The 21,293-nt window shown below is 61.6% G+C and carries 18 protein-coding genes; 5 read left to right on the top strand and 13 right to left on the bottom strand.

What is annotated here, in order from left to right; genetic code table 11:
* Nucleotides 1–24: 24 nt before the first annotated feature.
* Genes BV106_RS25660 through BV106_RS25650 form a run of 3 tightly spaced genes read left to right on the top strand, consistent with a single transcriptional unit; the run spans nucleotide 25 to nucleotide 4,012 of the window.
* Nucleotides 25–1,464, top strand: coding sequence for a Gfo/Idh/MocA family oxidoreductase (locus BV106_RS25660; protein WP_038169528.1), 1,440 nt, complete (start codon nucleotides 25–27; stop codon nucleotides 1,462–1,464).
* A gap of 8 nt (nucleotides 1,465–1,472) precedes the next feature.
* Nucleotides 1,473–2,756, top strand: coding sequence for a hypothetical protein (locus tag BV106_RS25655; protein WP_265596066.1), 1,284 nt, complete (start codon nucleotides 1,473–1,475; stop codon nucleotides 2,754–2,756).
* A gap of 47 nt (nucleotides 2,757–2,803) precedes the next feature.
* Complete coding sequence (locus BV106_RS25650; protein WP_038169465.1) at nucleotides 2,804–4,012, top strand: sialidase family protein; 1,209 nt, start codon at nucleotides 2,804–2,806, stop codon at nucleotides 4,010–4,012.
* A gap of 796 nt (nucleotides 4,013–4,808) precedes the next feature.
* Here BV106_RS25650 and BV106_RS25645 read toward each other — a convergent pair.
* The 13 genes from BV106_RS25645 to BV106_RS25580 form a co-directional block, all read right to left on the bottom strand.
* The gene (locus BV106_RS25645; protein ID WP_265596065.1) at nucleotides 4,809–5,348 is read right to left on the bottom strand and encodes a hypothetical protein; all 540 of its coding nucleotides are present in this window, start codon (nucleotides 5,346–5,348) and stop codon (nucleotides 4,809–4,811) included.
* Between the two features lie 189 nt (nucleotides 5,349–5,537).
* Entirely contained in the window at nucleotides 5,538–8,210 is a 2,673-nt protein-coding gene (locus tag BV106_RS25640) for a secretin N-terminal domain-containing protein (RefSeq protein WP_051946326.1), read from the bottom strand.
* 104 nt (nucleotides 8,211–8,314) lie between these two features.
* Complete coding sequence (locus BV106_RS25630) at nucleotides 8,315–8,971, bottom strand: hypothetical protein (protein ID WP_038169458.1); 657 nt, start codon at nucleotides 8,969–8,971, stop codon at nucleotides 8,315–8,317.
* A 14-nt stretch (nucleotides 8,972–8,985) separates the two neighbouring features.
* On the bottom strand, nucleotides 8,986–9,684 hold the full coding sequence (locus BV106_RS25625; protein WP_038169456.1) for a hypothetical protein: 699 nt from the start codon (nucleotides 9,682–9,684) through the stop codon (nucleotides 8,986–8,988).
* A 53-nt stretch (nucleotides 9,685–9,737) separates the two neighbouring features.
* Nucleotides 9,738–10,955, bottom strand: a complete 1,218-nt coding sequence (locus BV106_RS25620; RefSeq protein WP_038169454.1) for a PilN domain-containing protein — start codon at nucleotides 10,953–10,955, stop codon at nucleotides 9,738–9,740.
* 10 nt (nucleotides 10,956–10,965) lie between these two features.
* Nucleotides 10,966–11,913 (bottom strand): type II secretion system protein GspK, encoded by a 948-nt coding sequence (locus BV106_RS25615; protein WP_038169452.1) that lies wholly within the window; start codon nucleotides 11,911–11,913, stop codon nucleotides 10,966–10,968.
* Between the two features lie 11 nt (nucleotides 11,914–11,924).
* Nucleotides 11,925–13,001, bottom strand: coding sequence for a prepilin-type N-terminal cleavage/methylation domain-containing protein (locus tag BV106_RS38865; protein ID WP_265596064.1), 1,077 nt, complete (start codon nucleotides 12,999–13,001; stop codon nucleotides 11,925–11,927).
* On the bottom strand, nucleotides 12,964–13,401 hold the full coding sequence (locus BV106_RS25605) for a hypothetical protein (RefSeq protein WP_038169451.1): 438 nt from the start codon (nucleotides 13,399–13,401) through the stop codon (nucleotides 12,964–12,966). The genes BV106_RS38865 and BV106_RS25605 overlap by 38 nt, the downstream gene beginning before the upstream one ends.
* Before the next feature lie 13 nt (nucleotides 13,402–13,414).
* Nucleotides 13,415–14,125 (bottom strand): prepilin-type N-terminal cleavage/methylation domain-containing protein, encoded by a 711-nt coding sequence (locus BV106_RS25600; protein ID WP_038169449.1) that lies wholly within the window; start codon nucleotides 14,123–14,125, stop codon nucleotides 13,415–13,417.
* A gap of 32 nt (nucleotides 14,126–14,157) precedes the next feature.
* Nucleotides 14,158–14,622 (bottom strand): type II secretion system major pseudopilin GspG, encoded by a 465-nt coding sequence (gspG, locus tag BV106_RS25595; RefSeq protein ID WP_038169447.1) that lies wholly within the window; start codon nucleotides 14,620–14,622, stop codon nucleotides 14,158–14,160.
* 66 nt (nucleotides 14,623–14,688) lie between these two features.
* Nucleotides 14,689–15,924: a type II secretion system F family protein gene (locus BV106_RS25590; RefSeq protein ID WP_038169445.1), complete on the bottom strand. Its 1,236-nt coding sequence runs from the start codon at nucleotides 15,922–15,924 to the stop codon at nucleotides 14,689–14,691.
* Nucleotides 15,925–15,969: 45 nt separating this feature from the next.
* The gene (locus BV106_RS25585; protein WP_051946324.1) at nucleotides 15,970–16,398 is read right to left on the bottom strand and encodes a four helix bundle protein; all 429 of its coding nucleotides are present in this window, start codon (nucleotides 16,396–16,398) and stop codon (nucleotides 15,970–15,972) included.
* A 63-nt stretch (nucleotides 16,399–16,461) separates the two neighbouring features.
* On the bottom strand, nucleotides 16,462–18,156 hold the full coding sequence (locus BV106_RS25580; protein ID WP_038169443.1) for a GspE/PulE family protein: 1,695 nt from the start codon (nucleotides 18,154–18,156) through the stop codon (nucleotides 16,462–16,464).
* A 523-nt stretch (nucleotides 18,157–18,679) separates the two neighbouring features.
* On the opposite strand from BV106_RS25580, the gene BV106_RS25575 reads away from it, so the two are divergent.
* Both BV106_RS25575 and BV106_RS25570 read left to right on the top strand, forming a co-directional pair.
* Nucleotides 18,680–19,375, top strand: coding sequence for a hypothetical protein (locus BV106_RS25575; protein ID WP_265596063.1), 696 nt, complete (start codon nucleotides 18,680–18,682; stop codon nucleotides 19,373–19,375).
* Nucleotides 19,376–19,873: 498 nt separating this feature from the next.
* A complete protein-coding gene (locus BV106_RS25570; RefSeq protein WP_038169439.1) occupies nucleotides 19,874–21,190 on the top strand; it encodes a hypothetical protein in 1,317 nt (438 codons plus the stop codon).
* The last annotated feature ends 103 nt before the right edge of the window (nucleotides 21,191–21,293 follow it).

Genomic DNA, 21,293 nt, shown 5'->3' with positions numbered 1-21,293 from the left:
GCGGTTTTTGCATTTGTTTCCTCCATGAAAGCCACACGCCCTGATACCACCGCCTCCACCACGTCTCGTCGTCGGTTCCTTTTCCAGAGTGCTGCGGCACTCGGATTTCCCGCCATCATTCCCGCTAGCGCGCTGGGGAAAGCCGGACGCCCGGCCCCGTCGGAGCGCATCACGGTCGCCGTGCTGGGCTGGGGCACCATCGCCACGCACTGGACTCCCAGCTTTCTGAACAACGAGAAGTGCCAGGTGGTGGCCGTGGCCGACCCCATGAAAGAGGGCTCGAACTATGGGTACAGTGGTGAACTCAAAGGGGGCCGCGAAGTGGGTCGCCAGTTCATCGACAAGTTCTACTCCGAGAACGCCAAGACCAAGGTCAAAGCCTGTGCGGCCTACACCGACTTCCGCGAGCTGCTGGAGAAGGAAGACATCGATGCCGTGCAGATCTGCACGCCTGATCACTGGCACGGCTACCAGACGATCTACAGCGCGCGCAAAGGCAAGCACCTCTACGGCCAGAAGCCGCTCTCGCTGAACATCGGCGAAGGCCGTCAGATGGTGAACGCCATCAACGAGGCTGGCATTACCTGGCAGACCGGCAGCCAGCAGCGCAGTGACGCTTACTTCCGCATGGCGTGCGAGTTCGTCCGCAACGGCCGCATCGGCAAGGTCAAGCGCGTGCGTATCGGCCTGCCCGGCGGTCACAAAAACTGGAGCAAGCTGGGGGACAAGACGGATCCCGCCCCCGTGCCGGCCGATTTTGACTATGACATGTGGCTGGGCCCAGCCGAGCAGATGGAGTATCGCCCTGCGTTGCTGCCGCTGAACTGGCGTCACAACTTCAACTTCTCCGGCGGCATGATCACCGACTTCGGCGCGCACCATATCGACATCGCCCAGTGGGCGATGGACCTGGAGAGCACTGGCCCGGTGGAGATCAACAACATCCGCGGCGAACTCCCTGACAAGAAGGCGCTCTACAACACGGCCTCCAAGTTCCACTATGAGTGCACCTTCGAGAACGGCACCCAGTACATCATCGCGGACGAAAGCGAGAAGCTGATGCCGGAGCTCGAAGCTCTGCAGAAGGACAAGAGCAAACCCGCGGATCAAACGGGCATCTTCTTCGAAGGTGAAGGTGGCAAGTGGATCTGGGTGAACCGCGGCAAGCTGCTGGCGAGCGATCCCAACCTCTTCCGCGACAAGATCCGCCCTGAGGAAGTGCATCTCTACGAGAGCAAGGATCACACCGACAACTTCCTGGACTGCGTGTACTCCGGCAAGCCGCCAGTGGCTCCGGTCGAGACGGCGCACCGCACGATCAGCATCTCCCACCTGGGCAACATCGGCCTGCGTCTGGGGCGCACTTCCCTGAAGTGGGATCCCAAGGCGGAATCCTTTGCGGGTGATGAGGATGCGAACGGCCTGCGCAGTCGGGAGTGGCGCAAGCCCTGGGTGCTGGCATAATCAGCACGGTGAGAGGAAAAACTCAGCATCAGGAAACTACCGGATCCGGCAGGGGCTGGATCCGGTGGATTGTGGGTACGTGGCTGGCGCTGGCGTTGGCGGCAACCACCTTGGCTCATCCCTTTGACGGGGACGGGGCGGGGGAGGCGGCCGATGCCAGCCGGAACACGCAGGTGTACCTGTATCTGGAGCCCGGCCTGGCCCGGGTGGAGTGTCTGATGTGGCTGCCCGCCGCGCTGGAGCGGCTCGGGCATCCGGCAGTGCAGGATCTGCTGCTGCCGGATGAGGCGCGGGCGCGATTGATCGCGGCCGCCCGGGAGACCGCCCCGTCCTGGTGTCGCCTGCGGGTGAATCGGGTGAACCAACAGGGGGGCATCGTCTCCGCCACCGTGCTCAAGGGCATGCCGGGGCGCAGTGAGACGATCGGGGCCAAGGATGCCACTCCGGTGATTGAGGGGATGATGGGGTTGATATGGCATTTTGACCTGCCTCCCCACGTGGAGAGTGTGGAGCTAGAGTGGGCAGGCTTCGACGGCACCGTTACCAAGGTGCCAGTCACGATTTTCTTTGGATCGCAGGCAGAATCAGGGCAGGAGCTCACACCGGACGGACCCGCGTTGTCGTGGAAGAACGATGGCCTTTTGCCCGATCCACCGCCGCTGGCTGCAGTTCCTCTGGTCGCGGGGAAAGCCTCCTATCCTCTGCCTGCCGGGGCGATGGTGTGGATGGTGCTGGGTGTGGTCTCGGTGATTGTTGCAGGGCGTCCTTTGCGACAGAAGCCGGTCGTCTTGGGCGGGGTGTTGCTCATGGTGGTGGCCGGCACCTGGCTGCTCTGGCCGGTCTGGCAGGTGCCGGTGGCGGTTCCAGGAGCCAAAGCCCCGGAAGTCACCACCGCCCAGGCGACGGGCATTCTCTCCAGCTTGGTGGAGAATGTTTACCGGTCGTTTGATCAGAACAGTGAGTCCGCGGTGTACGATGTGCTGAAGCGGAGCGTGAACGGCCCACTGTTGCAGAATCTCTATTTGCAGACCTCCCAAGCCCTCACGCTGGATGGGCAGGATGGCACCCGGGTGAAGGTGAACGACCTCTACGTGCACGTGGAAAATGTGACTCCTCTGCAAGGTCGCGAGGGCTTTGTGGCGGATTGCCAGTGGACCGCGCGCGGCACGGTCGGCCACTGGGGGCACTTGCATCAGCGTTTGAATCGCTACACGGCCAAGATTGATGTCGAACCCGTGGATGGTGCCTGGAAGATGACCGGGCTCGAGGTCCTGGAAGAGCGGAGATTGTAGGCGGTGGGGTGATAGGGCAGTTGTTCCAGGGGCGTATGGTCTCGTCCATGCTCACGAGAAACACGCTCCTCTTACCCTTCATTGCTGTTTGTGCCTTTACCGGTTTTGGTGGCGGTCTTTTTGCTGTGGAGTCCAAGTTGTTGCCTGCGGCCTGGGATGCCAAGGCAGAGGCGGATAAGGTGATGGGGCGACTGGTCAATGTGACCAAGCCTCAAGTAAAGGGGGCGCACGATGCGGAGTTCGTGATCGTGGGGGACAAGGCGTACATTGTGGCCGAGGCCAATGACGAAAAGCCGGGTGAAGCTGCGGCATGGCCCTTTGTCTATGTCACGCTGACGGTCGTGGATGTGCCCAGCATGAAGGTGGAGGCGCAGCATGACTTCGCCCGGGGTGGGCAGGCCTTTGGCAATGTGACGCTGCCTGTGGGAGCCTGCTTTGTGCCGCGGATCTTGAAACTCAACGAGAGCACCCTGCGGATCTACTTCGCGAGCGAGGAACCTGGGAAACGGCAATCGGTGACCTGGTACCTGGACTATGATGTGAAGACCGGGAAGTTGGCGAATGAGCTTCACAAAACGAAGATCAAGACCGCGGCCGGGACCTTTGACATGGAGCCCCAGTACTTCCATGCGGATGCCGTCACGGCAGGCTTCACGCGGAAGCCCGTGGATTTCGGTCTCTACATCTTTGATTCATTCAAGTGGATCGACGGCCAGTGGCATGTGACGCTGAACAACTATCCCGGCGGACAGAACGCCTTGGGTCGGCTCAATGCGGCAGGCGATACCTTTGAGGTCTTGGGACACTACAATCAGCCGACGGAACTGAAGCTCACGGAATCTTCCGCGAACCGCCTGCCCGATGGAAGCTGGCTGGCCATTTGCCGACAGGAGGGAGGCAATGGAAACTACACCTTCAGCACCAGCCCGGATGGAAAGGCGTGGAGTGTGAATGAGCACCGGACGCTGGTGCCGAACGGCTCCAGTTCGAAACCGACCTTGGACAAGTTCAGGGACGTTTACTACCTCGGCTGGCAGGAGAGCACCCGGATCAACAACGTGTCCCGCAGTGTTTTCAACGTGGAGGTGTCCAAGGACGGCAAAGCCTGGGAGAGGAAGTACCGGTTTGAAACCGAGAAATCGTTCCAGTACCCGGCATTCCATGACGATGGAGCAGGCGAGATCTATGTGACCGTGACGCAGGGCGATCACGACGCGAGCCGCAAGGAGCGGATTATGTTTGGGAGATTGGAGTAAGGGGGGGAGTCGGTGCGTCCGGTGCGTCCGGTGCGTCGGTGCGTCGGTGCGTCGGTGCGTCGGTGCGTCGGTGCGTCGGTGCGTCGGTGCGTCGGTGCGTCGGTGCGTCGGTGCGTCGGTGCGTCGGTGCGTCGGTGCGTCGGTGCGTCGGTGCGTCGGTGCGTCGGTGCGTCGGTGCGTCGGTGCGTCCGGTGCGTCGGTGCGTCCGGTGCGGGCAGTGAGAGGGGCGCGCGGCGTAGGGCGCCAGGCGAGGCGGCGTGCGGCGTAGGGCGCCAGGCGAGGCGGCGTGCGGGCAGTCGGCTTGCGTTATCTCATGAACCCGGAGGGTTCGCCATGCATAGCCATGGGTCGGCCGAGCGGAGCGAGGACTACCCATGGTGTGACGGGGTGTGAATTCTACCGCGGAGCGGTAGGCCCATGGGGTCCGATGGATCTGCCGGATGCATCGCGGAAATGTCGTCGGGAGTTGATGGGGGAGGGAACCTGCTTCGAAGGAGGTGTTGAGGTCTGGCGGGCTTGCGGACCACTCTGGCATCCCTTCAGGATGCATGCACTTTTCTGCCTGTTCCAGGGATAGGGCTCGTCAAACTCGCCCGATCCCTGGCTACCGTCTGGGATGCCTTCGGCATGGCCGGATAGTCGGGCCACGAACAAAATTGAGCGGGCGATGCTCTAGGTTGCGTTCGTGAGAACGCGATCAGCAGGGCGACTTGGTCGGGTGATGTCCAAGCGGTGAATCATTTGGCATGGGCCCGACCGCGTTTTTTGCAAAAGCAGCCGCCGCTTACTGGCCTGCTCACGGGATGGCGGCATTCATCAACTGCTCGAACCGCATCTCAATGGCGGGCTCGTTGCCTGACCGCACCAACTCATATAGCGCCATGACCTCGGCATCGTTGGCGGTTTCCATGAACTTGTCGATGCAGAAGCCGGGGAGTTCGAAGAATCCCTTGGGGCGTCCGCATGAGTAGGTGGTCCCCAGCACGCTTCGAGAAATCCGCGAATAGCTCTTCCACCGATGCTCCAGCTTTTCCGAGTGATGCTTGGCAAGATGAAACTCCAAGGCGGAGGGGGTGTACACCATGCTGGTATGGATGCCCAAGGGATACGCGATGTAGTCGCGCCTCGAACCTGTCCATTCACACATCTCGCGCACCTCCCAACGGAATGCCCCCAGAACGACGAGAGACAGTAGAAATCCGAGGACGATGGCGAGGAGGAAATAAAGCACGGGGAACCGCAGTCGCGGGCCAGGTTGCTCCCGGGAATAGTCCGATGCTGGGGCGGAGCGGGATTCGAGAGAGATTGCAGTAGAGGCTGATTCCGGGGCGTCCATAGGGCCAGTCATTGCCATGCGTTGATGGCATCCAGCACCGTAGTCTCCGCCCTTGGAGTGGCCAGCAGGGAAGGATGAATTCGCCGTGAAGCCCTCGTGAAGATTCTGCGAACTCCGGAAGCAAAAAAGCCCTGCTGGCTTGGCAACCAGCAGGGCTTGGAATGAGTGGAGGGGACGATGGCTCCGGTCTTACTTGGCCGCAGGCTTGCGGTTGAAGTTAAACCATTTGCGCTTCTCTTCGCGCTGAGGCTCCGGATCCACGAGGGTCGCCTTGGGCACGACGCGGTCCGGGAAGACCTTGTACGCATCTTCGCCCACCTTGGTGCGAAGGTCTTCGCGCAGACTGGCGCGCTGGAGGGAGCCGTCGTCATTCACCACCATGGGCTGGATGAAGATGACCAGTTCCTTGCGCTCCTTGCTGGTGACGTCTTCGCGGAAAAGACGGCCAAGTCCGGGGATTCGGCTAAGGACAGGGATGCCTTCGGTGTCTTTCTTCTCGGTCTCGGTGATGAGCCCGCCAAGCACGACGGTGTTGCCGGTGGGAACCGTGACGGTGGTGGCGATCTGTTCTGTGCCGATGATGGGCACGTTGTTCTGGGCCACGACCTGATTGCCGACCACGGTGTCATTCACTTGAGCCACGCGGAGCGTCACATCGCCATCAGGATTGATGAGCGGGATGACTTCCAGCTTCAGCACCACGTCCTTGTAGGTGATGGTCGTGGTGACGTTGCCCGTGCCGTTGTTGTTGCTGCTAGCGTTGGCCAGGCTGGACTCCGGGACGGGAATGCTTTGACCGCTGGTGATCACGGCGCGCTTGTTGTTCAAGGCAAACACGCTGGGACGGGAGAGCACCTTGAAGTTGTTGGTGGTCTCCAGAGCGGACACAAAGACATCCAGGGATTCACCGAGTTGGCCATAGAGGTTGAAGCCCTTTGCGTTGGCAATCGCGGTGGTGATCAGGTTGTCGCGCATGTCGGCGACGTTGTTGTTGGTGATGATGTCTTCACGCCCGGCAAGGAAGGCGCTGCTAACGCCGCTGTTGCTGCCGGTGCTGGCGAACTTCTGAAGATAGTCGACGCCCATCTTCATGCCATCGCCCAACGTGAGTTGGCCAATGACGGTGGCCAGGTACACTTGGGGAGACTTGCGGTCGAGTTTGTCGAGGAGTTGGTCCACCTTGTCCTGGTTTTCCTTGGGCCCGATAACGATGATCGCGTTCGCCAGCGGATCGGCAATGATGCGGGTCTTGTTGATCATGATCGAGATGGGAGCGTTGTCCTCCTCGGACTCGATCAACTGGTCAGGACGGCTGCCCACGCCGGTGGAAGTGCCTGTGGTGGAACTGGAGGTGGAAGCTCCGCTGAACGTGCCGCCACGAGCCGTGGTGGTGCTGCGGCCAGTGAGGAACTGGTTGCTGCTGGTGGTGAGCGCTTGGTTCTGCTGAGTGAGGGTGCCACCTCCGGGGAGCTGGGTGGAGCCTCCAGTGGACTCGCGCAGGAGATCGGCCAGCACGGAAATCACATCCACGGAGTAGATGTTCTTCAACTTGCGCTCGTAGGGAGTGGGCACATCCACGGGTTTGTCGAACTCCAGGATGAGGCTGGTGATGTACGTGTAGTCATCCGGCTCCGCGACGATGAGAACCTGGTTCAGTCGCGTGTCAGCGACCACCTGGGAACTGGCGCGCACCTTCTGGGCGTTCGGATCGTTGGGGTTGCCGCGGTTGCCCTGGGTGATCTGGATCTGGGGCTGCTGCTGTTGCTGGGGCTGCTGGTTGTTTCCTCCCAGATTGATGGCCTGGCCGCGGATGGTGGTGATGCCCTTGGTCTGGGAATCGGTGGCCTGGGCATCCAGCGTGGCCTGCACAATCTGCGCGACCGTGGCGGCATCGGCATACTTCAGGGCCACAAATTTCGTCACCAGGGCGCTGGAGGTGGCGGGAGCGTCGATGACCTCACGAATGGCCACCAGTTGCTTCACGATGTTGGCGTTTTCTGTGATGAGAAGACCTGCGGGAGCCAGCACCGGAGTGATGCGTCCGTACGGGTTGAGCCCCACATGGCCGCCGAGCATCGTCGCTGCCTCCGTGGGGTTCAGGTACGTGAGGGGCATGAAATAACTCACGATCGTCTCATTGCTGGGCAGATCGGAAGCGCTCTGGTAAAAGCGGACCCCCTGGGAGAACTGGGCGCCGGAGGTGCCCTGAGCCTTGGTCGAGAGGATGCGGGAACTGGTGCCACCGGGCTCCGCCACGATGGCGTAGCCGTTGGTGAGCAGGGCGGCCTCGATCAACTTGATGGCCTCGCCCTTGTCCACCGGCTTGGGGGTGACGAGACTGATGGTCTGGCCCTCAAAGATGGCGGTGTCCTTGATCAGCGTCTTCTCCGTCAGGCGCTCATAGATGCCGAGGATGTCGGTGATCGTGTTGTTGGGAAACTGGAGAGATACCTTGTCACCCTCGATGCGGAAGGTCTCTACCTCTGAACTGCCGCCGGGGCCGGAACCGCCGCCGCGGAAGCTGCCCCTTCCGCCAAAACCGCCGCCACCACCGAAGGGTGAGCCACCACCGGGACCTCCTGGGCCGCCGGGACTGGCCGGTCCACCCGGACCTCCGGGGCTGGTAGGGCCGCCGGGAGGGGGAGCGGGTGCATCGTTCTGTGCCACCAGGCCCTTGGTCTCCAGTCGATCACCGGCGGGCACGCTCTGCAGCGCCCGGAACTGGGAAGGACTGGTGGAAGTGCTGGGGTTCGAGGTGTTACCTCGAATCTGCGCTTGGGCCGCAGTGCTCAGGAGACATCCCGCCAGAAGGGGCAGGCAATGTTTCAGGCTGGGACTATGCGAAAGGATGGGGAGACGCATGAGGAAGTGAGAGAGTGAAAAGGGGAGTCGGTCGATGCGATGGCGAAACGAAGAGAAGAGGGGAGCGGCTGGGAGGGCCCGTTCTGACTGAGGCGGTGTGGCGATTAACGTCCGCCTTTGTCCTCCCGTTCCACGCGTTCGAAGATTTTCTTGGCGTAAGACGATCGCTCTTCAGGAGTGGCGTTCTGCATTTTCTCGCGGGAGTCGCGCATTTCGTGGATGAATTTCTCACGAGCTTTTTCTGAGAGGGACATAAAGCGCTGGCGATCTTCCTCGCTGGGGCCGCGGCGTTCGCGGCTCGGACCATCGCCGCCTCCGCGGTGGTCGGAACCGCCGGGGCGATAGCCGCCCTTCTTCATGGACTCTGGGGAGAGTTGCTCGTTGCTGTAGCGGACAGTGACCATCTCCGCCCCGACCATGATCTTGGCTTGCGTGCGATTGAGCTGCACGGTGGCGCTGGTCTCGGCCAGCTTCCAGCCCTGGGCATTAGGCGTCTCGCTGACTACGAAGTTCTCCTTGGTCTGCTTGTTCAGGATGGTGGCCACGGGCTTGCCCTCGATGTACGCGATGCCGGTGAGCACCAGGGAATCGGAAAGATCAAGCGAGCGGGTGAAGGGCGGGGCTGCCAGCAAGCCATCGGCGACACTGGGGTCAAACGTCTTGGGAAGATCGGGATCCGCGGCCGGCTGATCCGCAGCCATGACCAACACGGGTGCCAGGCCGAGGACGGCGGCGAGTCGGAGGAAGGAGGAAGCTTTCATGGCAGGGCTTGGGTTTAGCTGGCAAGGGGGTTGGGGACATCCAGGGGCGACGTCATTTCCAAAGGATTGTCCACCGGGACCGGAGCGGGAGCCGGGGCTGGTGCGGATGCAGGCACAGGCTCAGCAGCAGGCTGGGGCGGGATGTGCGGTTCCGGCGGGGCGGCATTCGGGGGCGGATTAGGATTGAACCACCGTGCGACCGTGATGTTGCACTGAGCTTGCGGAGTCTTTTCACGAGAGCGGGCGTCCAGCTCGAGTTCGATGTTCTTCACCGCGGTGAACTTCTCCGGAGACTGCAGCGTCAGCAGCCAGCGCAGCATGATCTCCTGGTCGCCCTTAAGGCGCAGATTGACGGCCACTTCATTGGCGTGGTCCAGCGCCAGCGCTTCGAGCAGGGTTTCGTTTTCCACCTTCAGACCGAGATCCAGCGCCTGGTTGCGCAAGTCTTCCAGCAGCTGGCCTTGCGACTTCCCGGCGGAGTTCGTGTAGGGCATGGCCTTGTTCAGCCAGGCTTGCCGCTTCGCCCAGAACGGACGGTCGTTGAGCAGCATGCTGTCGCCCACCGTCTGTTTCTTGAGCGTGTCCAGGTTCGAGGTCAGTGCTTTGCGCCGGGAGTTGAACTCCTGGAAGGCGAAGGCGTTGACGCCCAGAACGATGGTGACCACGCACAGCGTAAGCAGGCGTTTTTCACGGGTGTTGAGGCTTCGTTTCACTGGTGGAGGAAAAGGGGAAAAGGAAAGTGGGCTGGTGGTATCACGTCCCGGGGTTATGCGCCTTCAAGCTTCCCCTGAATGCGGAAGGAGGCGACCTTGTCCTTCATGGTGGGGGTGGGCATGGACCACGTGTAGCGGCTCAACGTGGCGTGCTTCTTCAAGTCTTCGAGAAACTGGGAGGCAGTCTGCGCATCACGGGCCTCACCGCGGAGTTCGACCTCGGCCAGCTTGGCTTCGAAGCGCTTCAGCACGATGCCGCTGGGGGGCATGAGGTTCGTGATGTGGCTGAGCTGCACCATGGGGTAGCGCTGCACATCGGTGGCTGCCTCCAGCGATCTCCAGCGCTGCGCGGTGGAGCGCACATCTGCGGCTGGCTGCTTGATCACAGCCGCCTTGTTCTCGAGTGTGGCGGCATCTTTCTGCAGCTGTTGCAGGTACCACCAGGCCATGGCGCAGACCACTGCGTAGATGAGCGCCATCAGCATGAGCACGGACATGAGGCGGCGTCGCTTTTCCTTGCTGGCCTGGGCTTGGAAGACCGCGACGGGCAGCAGCTTGGGGAAGGCATCAAGGCTCTGCGTGCGATTGGGCTGGAGCGCGGGCACGTGCTCGAGAGCAATCGGCGTGTGCTTGCGCAGCTCAGCTCGCAGGGAGCCGAGATGGGCACCCACGAGAGTGGCACCCCGCAGGACGCCGAAGCCTTCTTGTGCCTCCAGGCTAAGCCGGGCGATCTCCAACTCACGCGCCAGATCGACGGGGGCCATATCGCTGGTGCCAAGAATGTGGCAGTGCCAGAGCTTGCCCGACTGGCTGGCCGCCAGGACCAGATGCCCCTGTTCCTCCAACACCACGAGTTCACCCGGTGGCAGGGCCAGCAGGCGGAGGGCAGCGGTGTACTTCGCCGCATGCTTCACCGCCAGTTCGGCAGGGAAGGGCTGCAGCAACACGTCCACGCTCACGAGCATCTGACCACCTTGATTGCTCAGCACGTGCCAGACGAAGTTTGGCACGGGGGCTTTCTCCACCAGTATGCCACGTCGCTCCAGCTGGGCCTCCACCATGGAGCCCAGCAGGGCTGTCTCCACCTGTGGGAGGAGGAGACCGACCGTGCGACAGGCGGTGGCAGGAAGTCCGACGACGATGGGCTTGGACGTTTCGCGGCATTGCGCCGGCGCCTCCACCTGCTCGGAGGTGGTGGCGGAAGTGGATTTCCAGAGTCTCCAAGAGAGCTCGGAATCGGGAAGGAGGAAGCTGGCGGCGCCTGAGGACATGTGAGAAGGGCTACTCTTCGGTGCGTGCGAGATAGTTCAACGAGCCGTCATCCTGCCGTCTGGCAATCACGACGATTTTGTATCGTTGTTCACCGACCCGGCCCGTGCTTTCCACGCGGCGGGTGAGGTGATCGGTGGTGATGTAAGAAGCGAGGGAGGTGGACGTGGCGGAGTCCATGCCCAGGAGTTGCTCCGCCTTCGTGGTGGTGAGGGTGACGTCATCCTCCGTCCCAGCCACACTGTCGGGGCCGTTGCGCTCGCGGATGAGCGTGTCGGCATCGCCCTGCTCGGCATCTGCCACCGCCATGAGCACATCGGCCGGAGCGTAGTTGAGATCGATCAAGCCATCGCCATAGATGCTGAAGAAGTTCCGCCAGTCGGGCTTGGCGCGCTCCACTGCATCCATACCACGGACCAGGAGCATCTCCTCCAGGGAGGTGAAGCCCTGCTGGCGGGGGAAGTCGGCGAAGCCGCGGGACTCATAGTAGTCCTTCTCCGCGCCCTGGGAGCGCAGGTCTTCGTTGGTATCCACCCAGTCCGCCAGGGAGTCGGCGGCCACGTTGGCCTCCTCCGGGGTGAGCTTCCAGAGGATGAAGAGATTGTAGATTATTTCCCGATACTTGACGTCGGTGATGTAGTTGATGGGGATGCGGGAGCCTTCCGAGGAAATAACCACCTCAAAGCCGCTGTCCGTGCCCATCTGCTGCTTCAGCGCCGGATCGCCTGGTTTGATCTGGGGGTGCAGCCCGAGTGCGATGCCGCACTCCGCCAGATTCAGCGCGCGAAAGGCCTGGGCCTCCCGGCCGTTTTCCGCCTGGCTGTAGTGCATGAACTCCACCGTGCCCATGACGGTGAGGGACATCATGATGATGGCGGCCAGCACGAGCATGAGGGCGGAGCCGCGAGGTCTGCGCCCGCGTTTTCCCGCTGCTGTGTGCTCATGTGCAAGTGTCACCATTTGAGGAACTTCTACCTGCCGCCTCCCGTTGAACCACCGCCGCCGCCACTTGGTTGCGCGCCGCCGCCGGAATTTCCAGAAGCGCCGCCGCCACCACCGCGGGGACCACCGCCGCCGCCGCGTGGGCCGCCCTGACCTTGGCCCTGACCCTGACCACCTTGTCCTTGGCCCTGGCCTTGGCCGCCGCCATCACGGCCACCACCACCGCCACGATCTCCCCGGCCACCCCGGTCGCCGCCGCCGCGCCCACCGCGATCGCCACCACCCTGGTTGTTGTTCCCACCGCCGCCTTGATTGTTGTTGCCGCCCCCGGTCTGGGTGGAGCTGGAGGTGCTGGTACTGGGCCGCAGGGCGGCATTGGCCTCAGTCAGCTTCGTGGTAGGCAGGGCAAAGACGGCCCGCAGGGGCAGGGTGCGATCTTTCAAAAGGAGGTTCATCTCCACCAGCGGGGGGAGGTCAGTGTCCTCCCATTCCTCTTCCCAGACATCCTCATCTTGTTTGTAGAAGCGCCAGTTCAGGCTCACCACGTTGCTCAGCAGGGGCATCCAGTAGCGGCCCTGATCGTCCGGTGCAGCCAGGCCAGCGCCGACGGCGCGGGTGACGCCTGCCGACTGGCCCACCTGGGTGGGGATGATGTCCTCACGGCTCAGGCCCAGATAATAGAGACGGGTGCCCTCGGGATTGGTCTCCGCGGATTCTGTGGCGGGGTAGTCCGGCCGGATGCCCAGGATGGTGTCCTTGTAGCTCATGGGGGAGTACCCATAGCTGAAGGCCTCCGGGGCACCGCTGATGGTAAGCTCCTGAACCGCGGGGGTGCCGGACTCGGTCACCTTCAGCGTCAGGATGGCGGTCACCGGCAGGTTCTGGAACATGTGGCGGCAGAGCGCCACGTAGCGGTTCACTTCATCATTCTCCTGCTGGATCTGGCGGGTATCCACCGCGGTGCGCACGGACACGCGCACAATGCCGAACACCATGCCGCTCAGCAGGGCGAGCAGGGTGAGCGCCATGATCATCTCCAGCAGCGTGAAGCCGCCGGCGCATGAACGGCTAGTTGTTGCCGGATTGGGTCTGTTTCTTGTAAACATAGATGTCCAGCGCCTCCTCCCGCTGCTCGGCCCCGACGTCAAAAGTCACTGCGACCCGCAGGGTGTAGAGGTCGCTGAGCACGGTGCCATTACGGTCTTTCAAAGTCAGAGGTTCGGCTGTGCTGTTATAGGTCACGCCGAGACGTTGATCGGTGTAAGTCTGGGCCAGCTCTGCGAGCGGCTTGCGGCGGACTTCCTCCAAAAAGGAACGCAGGCCCATGCGGATGTCGTTCTCCCGATTGAGCACGGAGGACGTCTGGATGGCCATCTGCAGCGTGCGGGCCAGGCTCATCACCGCAATGGAGAAGATGATAAGGGAAAGGATCAACTCCAGCAGCACATAACCGCCGCGCCGACGGCGGAGGCCGGGGCGGGAGAGGTGGATGGGCACAGGAGTCATGGCGAAAAGAAGGTCAGGGGCTGGTCGCGGTTTCCTTCACGATGTCGGCAGTCAGGGCGCTGAAATCAGCGGTCAGCAGGTGTTCCTGCAACTGCAGGGTGACCGTGATGGGAGTGACCATGCCGCTGGGTTGGAAGACCCACAGCTTTACAGCATCGGCCGAGACGGGCACGGATTCGCTCTCATGCCACTCGCGCACGCTCACGGTCATGCCTTCGGGCAGGGCGACGGATTCCGTCCATTCTTTGAAGACGGGAGCAGGGGCTGGGGCAGCTTCTCCAGCGCCGGTGGGCGCGGAAACGACGGGTGAGTTCCCGTTGGGGAGCAGTCCAGCTTCCTCCTTCTGCTGGGTCTCGATGGCGGAGCGCTGGATGAATTCCTCGATCTGCGCTGCCTGGAGGTACGGGCTGATGTAACGGGTGGCCTTGAACCCGGTGCTGGTGAAGGCGATCTGGTAGGGCCTGCGGTCTCGCATGGCCCGCAGGCGGGTCTCCTTGGCCAGCTTGGCCAGGGCGGTCAGTGGCTCCCGGGCCTGGGCGGCCTCCCGCAGACCGTACACACTGGGGATGGAGGCCGCTGCGAGCAGGGCCAGGAGCGTGAGCACCAGCACCAGCTCGAGCAGTGTGAATCCCCGTGACCTGCCGGCACGCCTATGCCCACGGATGGCTCTCTTGTGAGGAGGGCCTCCAGTGGTCTGGTCGTGCCTGGTGATCCGGGAATTCATGAGGGGCTTTCTTCCTGAAGAGGGGGCGGGGGCTACTTGGCCTCCGCGGCCTTCCAGTTGCCGATGTCATCGGCCGTATTTTCCTGCCCGTCTTTGCCCACCGAGTACACATCATAGGGGTCCTTGGACTTCTGGGCTGGGTAGCGGTACTTGTAGGGCTGCTTCCACGGATCGCTGGGGATCTCGTTCATGTAGCGGTGCCAGCGGTCCGGTACCGGAGCGGTGGTGGGCTTCTCCGTGAGGGCCAGGATGCCCTGCTCCGTGGTGGGATAACGGCCAGCTCCGTAGGAGTAAGCGTCCAGCGCGGTGCTGATGGTCTGGATGTCGCCTTTCACACGGTCTTCCTGGGCGCCTTCTACCAGGCCGCCGCGGTTCAGAACGGTGATGGCTGCCCCCATGATGAGGGCCAGCAGCGTGAGCACGAGCACGAGTTCAATAAGGGTGAAGCCGCGCGCAGATCGGCGACGGCGAAGCGGGTTGGCAAAGGTCGTAGTCATGTGATGGGGTGTGGGTTGGAGGGGTCGTGGGTTGCGGTTGTGTTGAGGAAAAAAGGGTAAGAGGGATCAGGATCTGGCTCGCACGCTGGTCATGGTTTCGAAGATGGCAGTGACGATGGAGATGGCGACGACACCCACCACAACGAACAGGATGACCAAAACGATGGGCGTGATGAGAGCTGTCACTCGTTTGACCCTGCCATCGAGCTCCTTGTCATAACGGGCAGCAATCTTTTCGAGCGATTTCCCCAGGCGACCGGTCTGCTCGCCCATGGCGACCATGTCCACCAGCAGGACGGGAAGGTGGCCGACCTTGCGCAGCGCAGACGAGAGAGAAACGCCCTCCCCGATGATCCCAGCCGCCTGGTTGAGGAGGCCACGGAGGAACACATTCGCCGTGGACTTGGCGGTAAGCTTGAGCGCGTTGAGCAGGGGGATACCGTTGTTCACCAAGTTCCCCAGAGAGGCGGCGAACTGGGCGTTGAATCGGGCCGTGAGTACGGGGCCAAAAAGGGGGATTTTCAGCTTCGCGCGATCCCACCACATCCGCCCTGACTCCTTGGCGATGTAGGAGCGGAAGAGCAGTACGGAAGAGACAATGACGGCCAGCGCGAGCCACCACCAGTGTTTGACCAGGTCTGAGAAGGTGCCCAGCATCTCCATCACGAAGGGCAACTTCGTGCGGCTCTTGGACAACATGTCCACAAAGCCGGGTAGCAACACGGTGCTGAATACGATCAGCAGCATGATGAGCGCGCCAAACATGAAGGCGGGATACACCAGGGCCGCGACCACGCGGCTCTGCAGCTCATGCATCTGGGTGATGCTGGCGGAGAGACGTCGCAGGATCTGGGGCAGGGAACCTGACACCTCACCAGCTGTGGCGAGGTTGCAGTACATCTCATCAAAGCTGGGCGAGGCTTGCAGCAGTGCCTTGGAGAAGGTGGCACCTTCTCGCAACTGCTCCCGGATGCGACCGCTCACCTTTCGCAGCACGGGAGACTCCTGGCGTTCATGCATCACGCGCAGCGCCTGCTCCAGCTGCAAGCCGCCATCCATGAGGTCGGCCAGTTCCTCGGTGAAGAGAATCAACTGCGCCCGCTTCAACACCGGGGCGGGGGAGGTGTCCTTCGCCTCCTCCTTGGCCGCTTTCGCTGCCGCAGTCGTTTCCTCTGCCACCTTGATCGGCGTCAGTCGCTGCGACTCGAGTTGACGGTACACCTCCGCCCGGGTCGAGACGGCAAGCGATCCCGTGACCTGTTTGCCAGAGGTGTCGAGGGCAGTGTAGGCGAAAGCAGGCATCAGTCCGGTAAGTGGTGAGTGGTAGGTGGGTAAGTGGTGATGGCGCTAGGCACGATAGGGATTCGGCAGGCAGAAAGAAGAGGCATTCGCCATCATGCGGTTGAGCATCTTTCCAATCGATTTGATGCGGTCGGCAAAGGGCTCGCATTCTTCCAATGCGATGTACTGGCAGGTGAACGCGGTGCGGAGCCAATGCAGAGTCTCATTCAACTCCGAGTCTGCATCGGACAGCTTGCTGTAAAAGTGGGCTTCGTAACGGCGCTTTCCCCAAGCCTCTGCAATGCAAGCTCCCACAGAGCGACTGCTGCGACGGATCTGATCCGTCAGAGCGTACGTCTCCTCGCGAGGCCAGGCGCGGCTGGCTTTGTAGATGTCGAGCTGCAGGGCAAACGCGAGCTTGTAGACTTCCAGATCGCCGAACGATTCTGCAAATCCACCTGCACGCTTTGTTGTCCCTGTTGCTTCCAAGTCCATGAGAATTCCACTGCTTACCATTTACCTCTCACCACTTACCCCGTTCTTCATCTCCTGTAGTGTTCAATCTGAGCTTGCCGTCACCGTCATTACCTCCTCCACGGTCGTGACGCCCTGGATGGCTTTCATGAAGCCGTACTGGCGCATGGGGATCATGCCGTCCTTGAAGGCCTGGGCCTTGAGTTCGGCGATGGGCGCGCGGAGGTTGATCTTCTCACCCATCTGGGAGGTGACTTCGCAGATCTCCATGATGGCGAGACGGCCCTGGTAGCCGGTGCCACGGCACTGGCGGCAGCCTTCGGGACGGCGGAGTTTGTCTGCTTCAGAGAGGGGGAATCCGATGGCTTCCAGGTAGCTCTTCTCAAGCTGGGTGGGCTGCTTGCAGAAGGGACAGAGCGTGCGCACGAGCCGCTGGGCCTGGAAGGCGCGGACGGAAGAGGAAATAAGGAAGGGCTCGATGCCCATGTCCAGCAGGCGGCTGATGCCGCCAACGGCATCGTTGGTGTGCAGGGTGGAGAAGACCAAGTGGCCGGTGAGGGCGGCGCGGATCGCAATCTCGGTGGTCTCCAGGTCTCGCATTTCCCCCACCATCACGACGTTGGGGTCGCCGCGCAGGATGCTGCGCAGACCCGCAGCGAAGGTGAGGTTGATCTCCGGCTTCACGGCGATCTGGATCACGCCATCCAGCTTGTTTTCCACCGGATCCTCGATGGTGACGATGCGGCGTTCTTTGGTGTTGAGTTGCCGGAGGAAGGTATAGAGCGTGGTGCTCTTCCCGCTTCCGGTGGGGCCCGTCACGAGAATGATGCCGTTGGGTGAGCCGAGCAGGCGACGAATGCTGGTCTCGATGTGGGGTGTGAGGCCCAGTTTCTCAAAGTCGAACTTCTGGCGGGTGAGCAGACGAAGGCTCACGCTCTCGCCATTGACGGAGGGGATGGTTGCCACGCGGACGTCGATCGGGTCGCCATCGAGTTCGAGGTTGATACGACCATCCTGGGGCAGCCGGCGCTCGGCGATATCCAGGTGCGCCATGATCTTGAGGCGCGAGATGAGGGAGGCCTGCAGCAGCCGCATGTTGGGCGGCACCGGGACTTCCTGCAGCTTGCCGTCGATGCGGTAGCGGATGCGCAGGTCGCGCTCCAGAGGCTCCACGTGAATGTCGGTGGCCCGTTCCTTCAAGGCTTCGCGGAAGATCTGGTTCACGAAGTTCATGACCGTCGCCTCCTCATCCGCCTCGTCGAGGACGTTCACCTCTTGCTTCATGTCGTCGTGGCTGGAGTCGCCATCGCGGCCTTCCAGCAACTCCTCGAAGTTCTCAGCCCCCACGCCATAGCCCTGGTGCAGGGCTTCCAGGATGCGACGGCGCGTGGCCAGACCCCAGGTGATGCGCTTGCGCACCTCCTGGCCCACGGCTTGCCGGGCATCCAGATTGAAGGGATCGTAGGTCAGCAGGGTCAGGTCAGCTCCGCTCAAGTGCGCCGGGTACACCCGGTGGCGCAGGGCCAGCTTGGCAGGGAAGCGATTGTGCAGATTGTCCGCAGGCTCCAGGCTTTCGTCCGAGGTGAACGGCAGGCTCAATGACCGGCCGAGGTGCTCAATGAAGAGGTCTTCATCAACCAGATTGGAGTCCAGCAGGGCTTCCACCAGGGAACTACGGCGGGAAACCGCTTCCTCCAGAGTCTGGCGGCAGAGTTGGGACTGGGTGCAGCCAGCTTCAGTAGCTGTCTGGGCCAGGAGATCGGTAAGGGAAAAGGACATTGGGACAGAACGCTAAACGCAGCAAGCAGTCAGGAATTGCGAAAAACAGAGTCAGCCAAACAAGCTTCAACTCCCCGGCCGCGAACAGGTTGCGGGGGAATTTGATCTTGCTGCGTCTACTCCGGACCGGCAGCCCCCGAATTACATAGGAGCCTGCGATGAAACTCAAGCCTGCACTCGGACTCGTTCTGGTTTTTCTTGCTGGGGCGGGTGGGGGGAGTTGGATGAGAACGGTGCCACAGGCACCAAGGCGATGCGCTTGACCTCGCTTGTGTGTCATGGGTAACGCGCGTTCTGAGCCGTCCCGCATGCGGGACGGAACTCCAACCCCGGCGCGAAACGGAGGGCGTAGTCCGGCTGGTCCAGTCGGTCCGGGATGGGAGCGGAAAGGGGAGACTCGTCAAGCAAATCACCCTCATGTGACGCGCTTGTCACTGAGTGCGGCATTGCAAATTCGCGGGAATCACGCATGCTCATGGCGTAAATAATATTGGCCGCTGGATCACATCAGCTGCCGCTCTGCATGTCATCAGTCTCAGTTTCCATCCCACGTACTCCGCCAGTCGGGACGCCGAGTTTTGTCATCGATCCCGAAGAGAAAGGCCGGGATTGGATCTGGTTCATAGTGCACATGGTCGTCTGGCTCGTCTGGACGGGAGCCACGGTATTTGGCACTGTGTTTGCCCTGGCGGGAGGCCACTTGTTTCTCGTGATATGGCTCTACCTCGGCTATGCAGGGGTCATCTCTTTTGCGCTTCATCTCTGGCGCAGTGTCTGGCAGCAGGAAATCTTTGCCACGCCCGAAGGCATCTGGCTGCGAGGAGGATCCGTCTCCCGTACCCGCTTCAAGTTCCTGCCCGCGCACGAGTTGGACCACCTGCGACTCGGGACGGATTGGAATCGCGACGATCAAACTCCTGGCTTGTGCTTTGTTCTGCACCGGCAACGTCGGTCTCGGGTGGTGCCACGCGATGTCCCCGTCTGTCCATTCATCCGAACCGACGATCTCAGGGACTTGGTGCCCGATCTTCTGGCCTACCTCTGGGGGCAGGGGCTCTTTCTCCCAGCGGTCTTCTACTCACCCCAGAGGCTCTATGAGGGCGCGGTCATGCCAGAAGACTGGCTTGGCCAGCCAGAGGTTGAGTCGGGAATCGTCGAGGAGCTGTCGGCAATTGACTCGGCCTTTCATGTCAGGAAGCAGCCCGGCCTGATCGCGTAAACGCGGCGCTCCAAACCTGCTGCGGCGCAGGACCGTGGTACAAGCCCCGATACGGCGAGCAAACGCGTCCATTTATGTCCCTTCTCAATGCGCAAATTGACCATCACGTCTGCGCATTTTGGGAAGGTGGATGGATGTTGTTCATGGCGGTGAAAATCATGGGTGATTATTGATCAGATTTGGCGAAGGGGCTGAGTTTAAAATGATTGTAACCATCTCTATTTCAGAGCTATAAGAGAATAGTTTCGCCTGTGGCATAAGCTTTGCCTTATAGGCAGATTCGTCGGAATTTTTGACTATTTTCAAAGAGATTTCCCTTCTGAAAGTTACGCCTGTATGGACGCATCTTCCTCCTCCCAAATACCTTCCACAGGAACCGGTCCTACCCCCCAAATCAGAGTTCAGTCCCTGTCTGGAACGATGGGGGGAGTGGAGGGGGAGACGACGCCAGCAGCCGTCTCAAGTGTGCCTGCTACTCCCGCCGCCTCATCTACACCCGTGCCGATCCAGAAGGTGCACGTGCAGCATGCTCCCGGTCCGGTACTGCCACCACCCGCGTACTCGTCGCAAAACAAGAAGCCTAATCTCCTGGTGGCCTACTGGCGCAAGGTGGGTGGGGGATCGCTGGCGCTCAGCCTGCTCATTCACGCGGGCATACTGGTGATCGCCTACTTCATGGTGCAGACCATCGTGCAGGAGAAGAAGGTGGACTTCCTGCCCGGTGGCGGCAGCAAGGCGGGCCAGGATGCCTCGGCCGCTCTCAATACTCAGAGGCAGAAGAAGAAGCAGTCTGCCTTAAACAAGTCCATCCAGGTGAAGCGGGTGGTCACCCAGTCGAACATGGCGGCGATCTCCCTGCCGGATGCTCCGATGGACAGCCTGGACATGCCCCAGACCAGCAGCCCCTTGGGGGGTGGGATGAGCGGCGGCGGATTCGGTGGCATGGGTTCGGGCGGCGGCTCGGGCAATGGCATCGGCATGGGCAGCGTGAAGGGGTTCACGGGCATGACGTTCTTTGGCCGCACCGGGCAGAGTGATGGCCTGCCGGGCGCCTTCTATGACATGAAGCAGGACCGCGACCGGAAGCCTCTGCCGTACTCTGGTTCCTTCCCCGAGTACGCGGCGAACATCAACAAGGCGGCGGACAAGCGCTTCTCACCCACCTCTCTGAAGGATTACTACAAGGCCAACCAGCAGGTGAGCTTCACTTATCTCCTCGTGCCGGCCAACCTCCCTGCGGCGGAGGGGCCCAAGTGCTTCAATGCCGAGAAGGAGGTGGAGCCACGCGGGTGGTTCGTGCACTACAGCGGCATGATCACACCGCCCAAGGCGGGGCAGTGGCGTTTCGTCGGGTTCTTTGACGACCTGCTCATCGTGTACATCAACAACAAGCCAGTGCTGGACGGCTCCTGGGTGCCGATGGCGGGCGACGGCAAGGATCGCGATCCAGACATCCGCCAGGAGTTCAAAGGCCCGTCTATTTCCGGGAACCGCACCGCCTACTTCGGCAAATGGGTGAAGATGAACGAGCCGTTCAAGCTCGACATCGTTGTGGGGGAGACGCCCGGGGGGCTGGTGGGTGGTCTGCTCATGGTGCAGAACAAGGATGAGAAATACGAGACCCGTCCCGACGGCACGCCGATCCTGCCGCTTTTCACCACAACCAATCTGGAAATGGCAGATCTCACTCGCGTGCAGAACGACCCATTTGCCAAGCGGGTGCAGCTTGCCGCCAATCCACCCGTGTTCGGGGTGCGTCGTTCGGCCCTGAATGATGAGAACCCTCGCGGGCTGGGACTGCTCCCCATGCGCTGACGCGGATTTTTGATTCTTCGCCAATGGTTGCAGTCGCCCAAAGAAATGTGTCAGGTGGAACAGCACTGGATGTGCTGATCCATCTGGCTGGCGACAACTCTTG

The organism is Verrucomicrobium sp. BvORR106, assembly GCF_000739655.1.
In the GTDB taxonomy this organism is placed as follows: Bacteria; Verrucomicrobiota; Verrucomicrobiia; order Verrucomicrobiales; family Verrucomicrobiaceae; genus Verrucomicrobium.
The sequence above is the reverse complement of the archived record's forward strand: the minus strand, read 5'-3'. Positions and strand labels throughout refer to the sequence as shown.

Bases quoted from the DNA above. Each gene is read 5' to 3' on its own strand.
- BV106_RS25660 (WP_038169528.1), top strand. From the start codon at position 25: ATGAAAGCCACACGCCCTGATACCACCGCCTCCACCACGTCTCGTCGT.
- BV106_RS25650 (WP_038169465.1), top strand. From the start codon at position 2,804: ATGCTCACGAGAAACACGCTCCTCTTACCCTTCATTGCTGTTTGTGCC.
- BV106_RS25645 (WP_265596065.1), bottom strand. From the start codon at position 5,348: ATGGACGCCCCGGAATCAGCCTCTACTGCAATCTCTCTCGAATCCCGC.
- BV106_RS25640 (WP_051946326.1), bottom strand. From the start codon at position 8,210: ATGCGTCTCCCCATCCTTTCGCATAGTCCCAGCCTGAAACATTGCCTG.
- BV106_RS25630 (WP_038169458.1), bottom strand. From the start codon at position 8,971: ATGAAAGCTTCCTCCTTCCTCCGACTCGCCGCCGTCCTCGGCCTGGCA.
- BV106_RS25620 (WP_038169454.1), bottom strand. From the start codon at position 10,955: ATGTCCTCAGGCGCCGCCAGCTTCCTCCTTCCCGATTCCGAGCTCTCT.
- BV106_RS25615 (WP_038169452.1), bottom strand. From the start codon at position 11,913: ATGGTGACACTTGCACATGAGCACACAGCAGCGGGAAAACGCGGGCGC.
- BV106_RS38865 (WP_265596064.1), bottom strand. From the start codon at position 13,001: ATGTTTACAAGAAACAGACCCAATCCGGCAACAACTAGCCGTTCATGC.
- BV106_RS25605 (WP_038169451.1), bottom strand. From the start codon at position 13,401: ATGACTCCTGTGCCCATCCACCTCTCCCGCCCCGGCCTCCGCCGTCGG.
- BV106_RS25600 (WP_038169449.1), bottom strand. From the start codon at position 14,125: ATGAATTCCCGGATCACCAGGCACGACCAGACCACTGGAGGCCCTCCT.
- gspG (WP_038169447.1), bottom strand. From the start codon at position 14,622: ATGACTACGACCTTTGCCAACCCGCTTCGCCGTCGCCGATCTGCGCGC.
- BV106_RS25590 (WP_038169445.1), bottom strand. From the start codon at position 15,924: ATGCCTGCTTTCGCCTACACTGCCCTCGACACCTCTGGCAAACAGGTC.
- BV106_RS25585 (WP_051946324.1), bottom strand. From the start codon at position 16,398: ATGGACTTGGAAGCAACAGGGACAACAAAGCGTGCAGGTGGATTTGCA.
- BV106_RS25580 (WP_038169443.1), bottom strand. From the start codon at position 18,156: ATGTCCTTTTCCCTTACCGATCTCCTGGCCCAGACAGCTACTGAAGCT.
- BV106_RS25575 (WP_265596063.1), top strand. From the start codon at position 18,680: ATGTCATCAGTCTCAGTTTCCATCCCACGTACTCCGCCAGTCGGGACG.